Consider the following 13,099-nt stretch of genomic DNA (forward strand, 5'->3'; position numbering starts at 1 on the left):
ATGGGAAAGCCCGGAGCATTTTTGGAACACGGCCGCTGCGCCCACAGCCTGCGTCCCGTGCAAGAGCGTACCCGCGATTTCGGTGAGCTGTACGAGCCGGTGCCGGAGGAGCGGACGCGTGAGCAGGCAAGCCGCTGCATGGCATGCGGCGTGGCGTTTTGCCAGGTAGGAGCGCCGTTCGGGAAGGCAAGGCCTTCCGGTTGCCCGCTGCACAACCTGATTCCCGAGTGGAACGACCTGGTGTGGCGCGGCCAGTGGGGGCAGGCGGCCGAGCGCTTGGCGCTGACCAGCCCCATGCCCGAGTTCACCAGCCGCGTGTGCCCGGCCTTGTGCGAGGCGGCGTGCAACCTTGCCCGCAACGACGAGGCGGAGACCATCCACGACAACGAGCGCGCCATCTCCGATTGGCAGTGGGCCCATGGCGGGCCTCGCCGCTTCGAGCCGGCGGGCCCGGATGCGCCGAGCGTCGCCGTGGTGGGCTCGGGCCCGGCGGGCCTGGTGGCCGCGTGGGACCTGGCGCGCCGCGGGGCGCGCGTGTGCGTGGTCGAGCGCCACGACCGTGCTGGCGGCCTGCTCATGTACGGCATCCCGAACATGAAGCTGGATAAGTCGGTGGTCAAGCGCCGTGTGGACCTGATGGCCGAGCTGGGCATCGAGTTCCGTCTGGGCGTCGACGCGGCCGATGCCGACGTGGCCGCGGGTTTGGCTGCGGAGTTCGACGCCGTGGTGGTTGCCGCGGGCGCCTGCAAGGCGCGCGGCGTGAACGCCGAAGGCTTCGACGCCGGCATCGCCGCGGGAGACGTGGTGTACGCGGTGGATTACCTGACCGAGCAGACGCGCGCGTTGCTTGAGGGTCGCAAGCCCGCCATCAGCGCCGAGGGCAAGGACGTGGTGGTCATCGGCGGCGGCGACACCGGCAACGACTGCATGGGCACCGCGGTTCGCCAAGGCGCGCGCACGGTTCGCCAGCTGGAATATGGCCCGCGTGCGCCGAAGGAGCGCGCGGCGTCGAACCTGTGGCCCGAATGGCCCAACGTTGCGAAGACGGATTACGGTCAGGAGGAGGCTATCGCGCTGCAGGGCGATGACCTGCGCGAATGGTGCGCCGACACGGAAAAGGTGCTGCTGGATGGCGCCGGGCATGTACGTGGGTTGCAGGTGCGCACATTCGATTGGTCGGCCGGCAAGCCCGAGCCCGTGGCGGGCTCCGAGCGCGAGGTCGATGCGCAGCTGGTGCTGGTGGCCTGCGGCTTCGCGGGTCCGGAGGGCGGCGTGTTCGATGCGTTCGGCGTGCCGCTGGCAACGCAGGGCCGTCCGCTTCCGGTGATGGCGGCCGGCGATTCGCATCGCGCTATGCGCGCCGCCGCTGGCAAGGACGACGCCGCCGTGTACGTTGCCGGCGATGCCCGCACGGGCAGCAGCCTGGTGGTCAACGCCATGGCCGACGCCCTCAAGTGCGCCGCCGAGGTTGCTAGCGACCTGGGGTTGTAGGGAGTTCGCTGCGGTTTCTTCGCCTAGTGTGACGGGTTGCGGCGCGGTGCGCGTGGACCGTGACGGCGGCGTCGGGTCGACGATGCGCCGAGATGATGCTCCCTCAAGCGCGACGGGAGCGGTGGATCGGTTTAGCCCTGCCGGGGTTTTGGCGGCAAGGGCGGTAACGAGCGCGTCGAGCTGATCTGCTTTCGAACGAAGCCTTGCTCCGGAGGGCCCTTCGTCTTCGATGAGGACGAAGGGCCCTCTTCGTTCGATGCCTATGCTGTGGCGAAGTTAGCCGAATATCGGATGCATTATTGCGCTTCCTTGATTCGTGCAATAGCATATTCAGCTACTGTTAATCACAACGAAATCGGAGTCGCATGTCACGTCGTCAAGCCACCTCACGCATCCTCTTCATCTGCCACGGCAATATCTGCAGGTTGACCATGTAATGGTGTATAAGTGCGGGTCAGAAGGGAATAGTTAGATTGCATAGGTAGTTCGTTGCGACGATCTTACAACAAACGATTCGAGTCCAAACACGACAACGCGATAACGAATTGCCTCAAGGTGATTTGGGTCGTACAACGCATCCCGATGTTTGAAGCGCGGGAGCTAATCGTGGCGATTTTGACGCAAAGGGTGGAGAGACTGCCTTGCCGATGCTACAATGACGGCACTAGCGAAGCCCGCTATGGTTTAAGTCACTCGGGCGACGCGGATTGGTTGAGGGGTCGTAGTTCCAGCTACGGCCCTTCTTTGTTTCCTACCTTGCCACCTGCTTGCTGCTGTCTTACTTCCTATCGTCGAAATATCGCCACACCTCGAAGAGGAATGCCCCGATCGTGGCCAGGGCTGCAACGAGATAAATAGTCTGCTCGAACATAGGCTTCGCCTCCTTGTGAAAGCGCCGCCCGCTACAGGCTTGCTAGTACCGTGGGTGGGATTATATCGGCTAATCACGAAGAGCGCTATGCAGGGCGGTCTACGATTCGGGCGAAGAAGGCAAAGAGGCTTGCTTCTCGAAGCAAAAGCGCGCATTGATCCAGAAAGCGAATTGCGATGAATATGCGGCTGAAACTATGTATGCATTGATTCAGACGTGCGATCCTTCGCTGACCAAGGACGAAGCCCACGCTATCGGGAGCGAAGTCATCGCCAACTACGAGTCGCTCGGTTCGGGCAAGGGAATGGGCCAAGCCTCAAAGAACGGAATTACCTATTCGCTAGCAAGCTCAAGCGGCCGGATCGTGAGCGCAAAAGTCGGGTAAACGGGAAGAAGTTGGCTGGCGTTGTGGCTGTTGGCTTGGCTTCGAGGAGCATCGGAGACCGTTTTTCGAAGGTGTTCGTCCTGTAGTTCGATGTGTCTTTCGCGGTGTTTCCCATTATGGTAGTTTGGCGTAGGGCGTTGGCCCCCTTTGTAGGTTATCGGCCTTTTGTCGTGTCCAGCAGTTGAGTTTCTTTTCGAGTGAGTCTTTGAGCTGGCAAGATGCAAATATGATTTGGGCATGCGGTCGGTATCGCTCGGTGGTTGCGTAAACGCGGAATTGGGGGAATGTTGGACAAGGAAGAGAAGGAACAGGTCGAGACCCAGCTTGCGAATGATGCGGTGGATGGGGAAGCGGCATCTTCGCAGCCTTCGAAGGCCGGCGGAATTCGGCAGTGGTGCGCCGATAAGAAGAAGCCGTTTGCGGCGATAATCATGCTTTCGGTTTTGCTCGTGGCTTCTATCGCGGCAGGGTGCATCGTCTATACCGCTGAGCATAATACGCTTGCCTCCGTGAATGAAGAGTGCGCTGGACTGCAAGTCGACCTTGACGAGGCCAATGCGAGGATCGCTTCTTTGCAGAAATCAAACAAGGAATTGGAAGGCAAGCTGTCTTCGGCGGAAAAGGAGCGCGATTCATTTAAGGCTGAGGTTGGCGGATATCAAGATCAGCAGGCGACTATTGCTGACGAGAAAGCAAAGCTCGAGGATTTGCATGCTCAGCTCGATGCGCTTCAAGCGGAGCGAGATTCCTTGCAAGAGCAAATTGATGCCAAGAAGCTTGCTGAGGAAAAAGCTGCGCAAGAGAAAGAGCAACGCAGAATCGAGAAGGAGAGCAAAAGCGCCGGGAATTCGCAAATCGTTTATTGGGTGTCCGGGGGCAAGGTCTACCACACCACTCCGGATTGTCCGACGCTGAAGCGTTCGTCGGGAATCCATAGCGGGTCGATTTCCGCAAGCGGGAAAAGTCGGTGCTGTAAAGTTTGCGGTTAAGAGTTCTCGTGGCGTCCGCTTAATCGATGCGTAGGGCGGCGCTCTGGTTGAGCCGCCCTCTATGGTGAAGCACGCATGACACAACATTTCAGATACGCTTGCTGAAAGGGTTTGCCCTGCTTCTCCGTTCGATGCCTATGCTGTGGCGAAGTTAGCCGAATATCGGATGCGTTATTGCGCTTCCTTGATTCGTGCAATAGGATATTCAGCTACTGTTAACCACAACGAAATCGGAGTCGCATGTCTCGTCGTCAAGCCATCTCGCGCATCCTCTTCATCTGCCATGGTAATATCTGCAGGTCGACCATGGCCCAGTTCGTGATGCAGGACCTGGTGAACAAGGCGGGGCTGGCCGACGTCCTGTTCATCGATTCCGCCGCCACCACCAACGACGAGATCGGGCATCCGCCGCATCACGGCACGGTCGATAAGCTCAAGCAGGTGGGCGTGCCGGTGCTGCCGCATCGCGCCCGCAAGGTCCGCGCCGACGAGTACGACGAGTGGGACCTGTTCGTGTACATGGATGACGAGAACGAGCGCCATCTGAGCCGCATCTTCGGAAGCGACCCGGAAACGAAGTGCGTACGCCTGCTCGCGTTCGCTCCCGGCGCGGGACTGGTGGGCGAGGACGGGAAGGCCCTTCCCGATGCGCAGGATGCCCGCGTGATCGCGCAAGCCGGCGCCAACGCCGCCGACGTGGCCGACCCCTGGTTCACCGGCAATTTCGACGACACCTACCGCGACGTGCTGGCCGGCTGCAAAGGCCTCCTGACCTGGTGTCAAGCGCAATAACATACGATTGTTAAACGGGGCCGCCGGCATATCTGCCGGCGGCCCCGTTCTCGTTCCTGTGAAATCGCTCGCTATGCTCGTTGCTTGCCGGTGAAGCGGTCGATGTCGATGCAGTAGATGTTCGCGCGGGCGAGCGCCTGGTCGGTGAAGTCGGTCGATGCTTCGGGCGCCAGGTGCTGCATGATGCGCGTGAGACCGTAGCGCTTCGCCTCGGTTCCCTGGATGCGATGGATGGTGCCCGTGCCCATGATGGAGCGGTATGCGTACGAATACGCGCAGGCATACGTGCCCGTGATCAGGCCTTCCTGCACGTCCATTTCGATCGCCACGCGCGGCTCCCGGTTGAACGCGTCCACCTTGCGGCCGACGCCGGCCGAGTGCACCCACAGCGCCAGGCGCGGCGCATCGGCGTCGATCTCCTCGGGGTCGGCCCAGTCGTAGCCGAAGCTCATGGGCACGATGAACGGGCCCTCCTCGTCAACGCAGGCGATGCGCACCGTCTGGCAAGCCTCGACCACCGCATGCAGCTGCGTGGTGCTGCGAAGCTGACGGCCCGCCTGCCGCATGGGGCGATGCGAAACGGGCATGGCGGCCTGCGCTGCGGCGCCGGCCCGGGTCATGCCGGCAGCCTGCTGCGCCTGTGCGGCCTGCGCCATGGCGGCCGCCTGCGCCGCAGCGGCGGCCTGCTGCATTTGCGCGGCCTGCGGTTGCGGCACCGCGCCCTCGGGATAGATGGCGGGGATATTCTGCAAATCCATGAGTGCTCCTGGGTTCGGGCGTTTTCGTTACCCCTATGGTACGGCGTGCCGTTGCGTTCGGTTGCCGCAATCCGCCGTTGCGCCAACATCACACGAGTTTCCCTACTCCTGTTCTACTTTCTATAGAACAGGGACGGGGAAACTGTTATAATTTGGCTATAACAGAATTCCAAGGGATCTAATGGCGAATAGTAAGAAAAGCGCAAGGGAAAACTTGGGAAGGGATGGGCGAGGGCGGCAGACTGCGGCAAAGGATCAGTGAAAGGAACCAATCATGTTCGTGCGTATCGACCAAACGCTCGATGTGCCGTTGTATCAGCAGCTTCGCAACGAAATCGTTCGCGGTATAGCGCAAGAGGAGCTTGCGCCGGGCGATGCGCTGCCGAGCGTGCGCAGCCTGGCTTCCGACCTGGGAATAAACCTGCACACCGTTAACAAGGCATACGCGTTGCTGCGCGATGAGGGCTATGTGGAAATGAAGGGCCGCAAAGGCGCGTTCGTGGCGCAGCCGGCAGCGGCGGCCGCGGGCACGGCGGCCGCAAAGGAGCGGCTGTCCCGGGATATCCATCAGCTCGCGCTGGCCTTCAAAGCTTCCGGAGGCGCGCGCGAAGTTTTCGAGCAGCAGGTAAAAGCCCAGTTAGATGAAGTGTTTAGCGAAAAGGAATAGGGGGCAACGATATGGAATCCGCCGATATGCAGCTTGTCATGTTCGCTTTGATCGCCACAATCCCGCTTGTTGGGGCGATGATGGCGATCACCCCGCTTTTGCAGCCTAACGGGCAAGCCTTCTCCGTTTCCGTGCCCGAGGTTGCGCAAAGCGACCCGGGTATTCGCGTCCTCAAGCATCGTTTCGTCGCGATAATTGCGGCGGTAACGGCGATTCTCACTTTGGCAGCTGTCGCCTTTTGCCTGATGGGGAGCATGAAGGCGGTCATGGCGCTTGTCGTGGCCGGTTCGCTTGCCCCTCTTGTACTGGGTTACGGGCTTATCGTGCGCTACCGCCGCTGCGTTCAGGCGATCAAGCGTGATCGCGGCTGGCAGGCTGAGGCGCAGCAACGTGTTGCGGCGATTGGGGAGGGCTCCGAGGATGCGCCAAAGGCGATCTCGTTGGCGTGGAATTGGCTGTATGCACCGGTGATCTTGCTGACCATCGTCGTTGCCGTCGCCGGCTACCCGGTCATGCCCGCCCAGATTCCCATGCATGTCGATTTTTCGGGTGCCGTTACCGATGTCGCGGCGAAAAGCCCGGCGGTTGCCGCGTTTCCCATAGCGCTCGAGTTGTTTTTGGTCGGCTGCTTCGTGTTCTCCCATTGGACGGTGCTGCGCTCTAAAAAGGGAACGGAGCCGGGCAATCCGGCGAGCTCCGCTTGGGCGTACGGGATGTTCGCCCATGCGCAAACCGTGTTTCTGCTGGTAGGCGGGCTGGCGATCACGGCGGTATGCGGGCTTCTCATCGAGCTTTCCACGATCGGCGTGCTGCCGATAACGGGAGCGGTGGCCGCCATCGTCGTGGTGGCGATGTTGGTAGCGGTGGGCAGCGTCATCCTCAATGCGGTGTACGGCCAGTCCGGCTCGCGGGTGTTTCGCATGCAGCGGTCTAGCATGCTTTTGGCCGACGATGATGCATACTGGAAGCTGGGCTTGTTTTATTACAACCCTGGCGATGCCAGCCTGTTTTTGCCGCAGCGTTCCGGCTTCGGCTGGACGGTGAATTGGGCGCGCCCGGTTGCATGGGCTGTGATGGTGGGCTTCATCGTGGCAACCGCCCTATTCGTGGTGCTGTGCGTGGCGATGGTCGATTGATCGCGATGTCGCGGATAGGTGCCCCTTCGGGGCTGGTTTCCCGTCCGAAGGCGTCGAGAGGCGAAGGATAAGACGAAGGAGATGGCGAACATGGTGCTGCCCGAGAACGTGGAAGGTTTCCAAAACGGGGCGGATTCCGGCAGTGCGGCGCAGGTGGGAGGTGCGGCGCCGGGGGCGAGCGCGTCGCGAACCGACCGCGGCGCCATGTCGCAGAAGGCGGCGTCGGCCGATTCGCTCGCTGGCCTGCGTAGCTCCCATGCGCACCCCGAGCCGCTTGCCGGTCGCGCGGATGCGCTGTCCGCGTCCCCTTCGCTAGAAGCCCCTGCGCTTTGTGCGCTGGTCACGGGCGCGACGGGCGGCATCGGCCGCGAACTGTGCGCGCAGCTGGCCCGCGAATGCGGCACGTTGGCCCTGGTGGGACGCGATCGGCACAAGCTCGAGGAGTTGGCGAAGGACCTGGCCGAACGCTTCGACGTGGACACGCACGTTTTCGTTGCCGACTTCGCGCAGCCGCGCGCCGTCGATGCGTTGGCGTCGCAGGTGCAGGCGGCGAACCTGCAGGTGGAGACGCTCGTGAACAACGCCGGCTTCGGTTACGATGCACCCTTCACGGAAAGCAGCTTGGAACGCCATCGCGCGCTTGTGCAAACCAACGATATGGCGCTTATGGAGCTTTGCCATGCGTTCGCGCCCGGCATGGCGGCGCGTGGGCACGGCGGCATCCTCAATGTGGCCAGCGTGGCCGGGTTCGTCCCCGGGCCGTACATGTCCACGTATTACGCCTCGAAGGCGTTCGTCCAATCGTTCTCAAGCGCGCTGCATATGGAGCTGCGCCCGCACGGCGTGCACGTGACCGCGTTGTGCCCCGGGCCTGTTCGCACGCCGTTTTGGGACAACGCCGACGCCGGCGGCACGGCGCTGGCGCGCATGACCATCAGCGCTCCGCGCGTTGCCCGCGCGGCCATCCGCGCCCTGGGCTGCAATCGCTTGCTGTGCTGTCCGGGGGTGCTAGCGAAGGTTATCGTGTTCGGCAGCCGCTTCGTTCCGCGCACCTGGGCCGCCGCAGCAGCTGCAGCCCTGCAAAAACCCGGGAAGTAGCGCAAGGCTCACGTTCGCGCGCTTCGAGAAGGGGCTTTTGGGCCCAAGCTCTTCGGAACCGGGTTCACCCGGGGCGAAGGTCTGTGTTCTTGCGCATTTGGGAGCCTTCGCCCTGGGCTTTTTCCGTGCCAAACTCATTTGGCGCGGAGGCGCCCTTGTTCGCGCGCTTAGCAAAAGGAACCCTTGAACTCGGGTTTTCTGCGCCCGTCTCGCGTAGGGTGAGGGCTCGCGTTCGCGTGCATTTGGCGAAGGGTGATATGCCTTTCCGCCGGTATATGGTTAAATCAAAGGAACGGCTTTTTCGGCGGGCAATGCCGCCGTGTCAAACATAAAGGAGCATCATGGCAGAGTTCATCTACCAAATGTACAAGGCGCGCAAGGCGCACGGTGACAAGGTCATCCTCGACGATGTCACCCTGTCGTTCTACCCCGGCGCGAAGATCGGCGTGGTGGGCCCGAACGGCATGGGCAAGTCCACGCTGCTCAAGATCATGGCCGGCATCGAAGAGGTCAGCAACGGCGACGCGCGCCTGACCCCCGGCTACTCGGTGGGCATCCTGCAGCAGGAGCCGCCGCTGGACGAGGACAAGACCGTCCTGGAGAACATCGAGATGGCGTTCGCCGACGTGAAGGCCAACATCGCCCGCTTCAACGAGATCGGCACGCTCATGGGCGAGCCCGATGCCGACTTCGACGCGCTCATGGAGGAGATGGGCAAGCTGCAGGACGCCATCGACGCGGCCAACGGCTGGGACCTGGACAGCCAGCTGTCCCAGGCCATGGACGCGCTGCAGTGCCCCGACCCCGACATGCCGGTGAACGTGCTCTCCGGCGGCGAGCGTCGTCGCGTGGCCCTGTGCCGCCTGCTGCTCGAGGCCCCCGACCTGCTGCTTCTCGACGAGCCCACCAACCACCTGGACGCCGAGTCCGTGCTGTGGCTGGAGAAGTTCCTACACAAGTACCCCGGCGCCGTGCTGGCCGTCACGCACGACCGCTACTTCTTGGACAACGTGGCCGAGTGGATCTGCGAGGTCGACCGCGGCAGCCTGTACCCCTACAAGGGCAACTACTCCACGTACCTGGAGACCAAGGCCGCGCGTATGGCGGGTCAGAAGCAGCGCGATGAGAAGCTGCAGAAGCGCCTGGCTAGCGAGCTCGAGTGGGTCCGCAGCTCCCCGAAGGCGCGTCAGGCGAAGAGCCGCGCCCGTCTGGAGCGCTACGACCAGATGGCCGCCGAGGCCGCGCAGTCCAAGAAGCTCGACTTCACCGAGATTCAGATTCCGGCAGGCCCGCGCCTGGGCGCCGAGGTCCTCAAGGTCGAGCACCTGCACAAGCAGTTCGGCGACCGCGTGCTCATGGACGACCTGTCCTTCGAGCTGCCGCGCAACGGCATCGTCGGCGTCATCGGCCCCAACGGCGTGGGCAAATCCACCCTGTTCAAGATGATCATGGGTATCGAGCAGCCCACCTCCGGCAGCCTGAAGCTCGGCGAGACCGTGAAGGTGTCCTACGTCGACCAGGGTCGTGCGGGCATCGACGGCGACAAGAACGTGTGGGAAGTCGTTTCCGGCGGCCTGGACTACATGATGGTCTGCGAGACCGAGGTGCCCAGCCGCGCGTACGTGGCCAGCTTCGGCTTCAAGGGCTCCGACCAGCAGAAGCCCGCGGGCGTGCTCTCCGGCGGCGAGCGCAACCGCCTGAACCTGGCGTTGACGCTCAAGCAGGGCGGCAACCTGCTGCTCCTCGACGAACCCACCAACGACCTGGACGTTGAAACGCTGTCCAGCCTGGAGGAGGCGCTGCTGCGCTTCCCGGGTTGCGCCGTGGTGACCAGCCACGACCGTATGTTCCTCGACCGCGTTGCCACGCACATCCTGGCGTGGGAGGGCACCGATGAGAACCCGGGCAACTGGCACTGGTTCGAGGGTAACTTCGAGAGCTACCAGAAGAACCGCGTCGAGCGCCTGGGCGAGGAGGCCGCAAAGCCCCACCGCCTGCACCGCAAGCTGACCAGGGATTAAGCGCAAGCGCAAATGCGAACGAACGGCTCCCGCGACCCCAAAGGCCGCGGGAGCCGTTTTTGCGTTAGCGGGGCAAAAGAAAAGCGGGGATTCCGAATATTCGGAATCCCCGCTTGCGTTCGGGTGGTGCTTGCCGCCGCTGCTAGTTCTTCAGCGAGTTGATGGGGGCTGGCATGCGGCCGCCGCGATGGGCGAACACGGTGCCGGCGTGGGTGTTCACGGGCATGACCGGCGCGTAGCCGAGCAGACCGCCGAAGTCCAGCTTGTCGCCGACCTTCTTGCCGATGGCCGGGATGACGCGCACGGCGGTGGTCTTGTTGTTGATCATACCGATGGCGCATTCGTCGGCGATGATGCCGAAGATGGCTTCGACCGGCGTGTCGCCGGGGATGGCGATCATATCCAGGCCGACGCTGCACACGCAGGTCATGGCCTCGAGCTTCTCCAGGCACAGCGCGCCGGACTCGGCGGCGCGGATCATGCCGGCATCCTCGGACACGGGGATAAACGCGCCGGACAGGCCGCCGACGCTGGAGCTGGCCATGACGCCGCCCTTCTTCACGGCGTCGTTGAGCATGGCGAGCGCGGCCGTGGTACCCGGGCCGCCGCACTGGCCCACGCCGATGGCTTCCAGGATCTCGGCCACGGAGTCGCCCTCGGCCGGGGTGGGGGCCAGCGACAGGTCCAGGATGCCCTTGGCCACGCCCATACGGCGGCTGGCCTCGCGGGCCATCAGCTCGCCGGCGCGGGTGATCTTGAACGCGGTGGCCTTGATGGCCTCGGCGATCTCGGTCATGTCGGCGTCCTTGGGCATGTTCGCCAGCACCTGGCGCACGACGCCCGGGCCGGAAACGCCCACGTTGACCACGGCGTCGGCCTCGCCCGAGCCGTGGAAGGCGCCGGCCATGAAGGGGTTGTCCTCGACGGCGTTGCAGAACACCACCAGCTTGCCGGCGGCGATGCAGTCGCGGTCGGCGGTCAGCTCGGCGCACTGCTTGACGATGCCGGCCATCTTCAGCGCGGCATCCATGTTGATGCCGGCGCGCGTGGAGCCGACGTTGACGCTCGAGCATACGCGCTCGGTAGCGGCAAGCGCGTTGGGAATGGAGTCCATCAGCTTGTTGTCGGCGGCCGATGCGCCCTTGTGCACGAGCGCGGAGAAGCCGCCCACGAAGTCGACGCCCACCTCGGCACCGGCCTTGTCCATGGCCACGGCGATGCGCGACAGGTCGGCGTCGGGCACGGCGGCGCAGATCTCGGCGATAGGCGTGACGGAGATGCGCTTGTTCACGATCGGGATGCCGAACTCGCGCTCGAGCTGCTCTGCGGTGGGCACCAGCTGCTCGGCGGCCTTCGTCATCTTGTCATACACCTTGCGCGCCATGGTGTTGATGTCCGAATCCGTGCAGGAGCGCAGGTTCAGGCCCAACGTGATGGTGCGGATGTCTAGGTGCTGCTTGCTGACCATGGCAAGCGTTTCGGCGATTTCTTCCGGGGTGATTTGCATGATGCTGTCCTTTTAACGGGCGACGCTTTTGCAACAGGATAGCAAATTGCGGCCGTATCGGTCGGGCGAAGGGGCCTTTAGGCAACGAAAAAGCGGGCCCGTGGGCCCGCTTTTGCGATCGGTTCGTTGTTGCGGCTTAGAAGACCGGGACGACTGCGCCTTCGTAGGTCTTGTTGATGAAGTCGCGCACGGCGTCGGACTTCAGGGCCTTGGCCAGAGCCTGGATCTTCTCGGAATCCTGGTTGCCGTCCTTGACGACCAGCACGTTGGCGTAGGTCTCGGCGGCCAGGGAGTCGGTGGCCTCGACGGCCAAGGCGTCCTTCTCGACGGACAGGCCGGCGGCCTGGGCGTAGTTGCCGTTGATGCAGGCGATGTCGACGTCCTTCAGAGCGTTCGGGATGTTGGCAGCCTCAAGCTCCTTGATCTGCAGGTTCTTGGGGTTCTCCACGATGTCCTTGGCGGTAGCGGTGATGCCTGCGCCGTCGGCCAGCTTGATCAGGCCCTCCTGCTGCAGCAGGAGCAGGGCGCGAGCCTCGTTGGTGGTGTCGTTGGGCACGGCGACGGTTGCGCCGTCGGTCAGGGCATCAAGGGAAGCGGTCTTGCCGGCGTACAGGCCGAAGGGCTCGAAGTGGATCGGCTCGACGGAGACCAGGTGCGTGCCCTTCTCCTCATTGAAGGAATCCAGGTAAGGCTGATGCTGGAAGTAGTTGGCGTCGACCTCGCCCTCCTCGGTGACCGTGTTGGGCTGGATGTAGTCGGTGAACTCCTTCACCTCGAGCGTGTAGCCCTGCTCCTTGAGCTGGTCGGCCACGGCGTTGGTGAGGATCTCGGCGTGCGGGGTGGGGCTGGCGGCGACGGTGATGGTCTTGTCGTCGGAGCCGGAGTTGGAACCGGAACCTGCGCAACCGGCCAGGACGCCGGCGGCCAGGACGCCGGCGGCGGCGAACGCCGCGAGCTTCTTCAGTGCGGACTTCTTCATGTAGGGTCTCCCTCCCATCGTTTTGCGCCCGGGCTGCACCGCGAGTTTGCGGGCGGGGCAGTGGCGCCTTGTTTTGCGTGACGCCTAGTATACCGAGCGTGGATTTTTGGGCAATAGCTTTGCTCATACGAAAAGGTGGGTGGACGCTATCTGCAAAATCGATAACCCGGTCGGCTATGGTGTAGAACAGGGCGAACGGCGGCAGGGCGTCCGCCACCGGCATCGCGCTGCTGGTGAATTGTTGGAAGCCGTGCTGCTCATCTATATATGTAGAGGTTGCGGGACTCGTTTGCAGGCGCGTTGCGCTCGTTGATTCCCACCTGCATGGTCGGTAAAATAACACTATTGAACACCTTGTCCATTATTGCCCGAGTTGTTCAAGACATGCAAAACAGCGCTGCTCGC

The 13,099-nt window shown here is 63.0% G+C and carries 11 protein-coding genes; 8 read left to right on the forward strand and 3 right to left on the reverse strand.

Annotated elements, in window-relative coordinates; all coding sequences use genetic code 11:
- From Q0G75_RS04205 to Q0G75_RS04220, 4 genes are all read left to right on the forward strand, one after another.
- Nucleotides 1–1,491 (forward strand): glutamate synthase subunit beta, encoded by a 1,491-nt coding sequence (locus tag Q0G75_RS04205; protein WP_294414953.1) that lies wholly within the window; start codon nucleotides 1–3, stop codon nucleotides 1,489–1,491.
- 1,025 nt (nucleotides 1,492–2,516) lie between these two features.
- Nucleotides 2,517–2,747: a hypothetical protein gene (locus Q0G75_RS04210; protein ID WP_294414952.1), complete on the forward strand. Its 231-nt coding sequence runs from the start codon at nucleotides 2,517–2,519 to the stop codon at nucleotides 2,745–2,747.
- Between the two features lie 284 nt (nucleotides 2,748–3,031).
- The gene (locus Q0G75_RS04215; RefSeq protein WP_294414951.1) at nucleotides 3,032–3,736 is read left to right on the forward strand and encodes a hypothetical protein; all 705 of its coding nucleotides are present in this window, start codon (nucleotides 3,032–3,034) and stop codon (nucleotides 3,734–3,736) included.
- Nucleotides 3,737–3,976: 240 nt separating this feature from the next.
- The gene (locus tag Q0G75_RS04220) at nucleotides 3,977–4,528 is read left to right on the forward strand and encodes a low molecular weight protein-tyrosine-phosphatase (protein WP_294414950.1); all 552 of its coding nucleotides are present in this window, start codon (nucleotides 3,977–3,979) and stop codon (nucleotides 4,526–4,528) included.
- A gap of 71 nt (nucleotides 4,529–4,599) precedes the next feature.
- Here Q0G75_RS04220 and Q0G75_RS04225 read toward each other — a convergent pair whose 3' ends face one another.
- Nucleotides 4,600–5,286, reverse strand: coding sequence for a pyridoxamine 5'-phosphate oxidase family protein (locus Q0G75_RS04225; protein WP_294414949.1), 687 nt, complete (start codon nucleotides 5,284–5,286; stop codon nucleotides 4,600–4,602).
- A gap of 274 nt (nucleotides 5,287–5,560) precedes the next feature.
- On the opposite strand from Q0G75_RS04225, the gene Q0G75_RS04230 reads away from it, so the two are divergent.
- The 4 genes from Q0G75_RS04230 (at nucleotide 5,561) to ettA (ending at nucleotide 10,208) form a co-directional block, all read left to right on the forward strand.
- Nucleotides 5,561–5,953, forward strand: coding sequence for a GntR family transcriptional regulator (locus tag Q0G75_RS04230; RefSeq protein WP_294414948.1), 393 nt, complete (start codon nucleotides 5,561–5,563; stop codon nucleotides 5,951–5,953).
- Between the two features lie 11 nt (nucleotides 5,954–5,964).
- On the forward strand, nucleotides 5,965–7,089 hold the full coding sequence (locus Q0G75_RS04235; RefSeq protein WP_294414947.1) for a DUF1648 domain-containing protein: 1,125 nt from the start codon (nucleotides 5,965–5,967) through the stop codon (nucleotides 7,087–7,089).
- 81 nt (nucleotides 7,090–7,170) lie between these two features.
- The gene (locus Q0G75_RS04240; RefSeq protein WP_294414946.1) at nucleotides 7,171–8,187 is read left to right on the forward strand and encodes an SDR family oxidoreductase; all 1,017 of its coding nucleotides are present in this window, start codon (nucleotides 7,171–7,173) and stop codon (nucleotides 8,185–8,187) included.
- Between the two features lie 341 nt (nucleotides 8,188–8,528).
- The gene (gene ettA, locus Q0G75_RS04245; RefSeq protein WP_294361302.1) at nucleotides 8,529–10,208 is read left to right on the forward strand and encodes an energy-dependent translational throttle protein EttA; all 1,680 of its coding nucleotides are present in this window, start codon (nucleotides 8,529–8,531) and stop codon (nucleotides 10,206–10,208) included.
- A 142-nt stretch (nucleotides 10,209–10,350) separates the two neighbouring features.
- Here ettA and Q0G75_RS04250 read toward each other — a convergent pair whose 3' ends face one another.
- Together Q0G75_RS04250 and Q0G75_RS04255 are read right to left on the reverse strand one after the other, a co-directional pair.
- Complete coding sequence (locus tag Q0G75_RS04250) at nucleotides 10,351–11,715, reverse strand: PFL family protein (protein WP_294414945.1); 1,365 nt, start codon at nucleotides 11,713–11,715, stop codon at nucleotides 10,351–10,353.
- 136 nt (nucleotides 11,716–11,851) lie between these two features.
- A complete protein-coding gene (locus Q0G75_RS04255) occupies nucleotides 11,852–12,694 on the reverse strand; it encodes a MetQ/NlpA family ABC transporter substrate-binding protein (protein WP_294414944.1) in 843 nt (280 codons plus the stop codon).
- Nucleotides 12,695–13,099 lie beyond the last annotated feature (405 nt).

Source organism: uncultured Senegalimassilia sp., from assembly GCF_934636665.1.
Classification (GTDB): Bacteria; Actinomycetota; Coriobacteriia; order Coriobacteriales; family Eggerthellaceae; genus Senegalimassilia.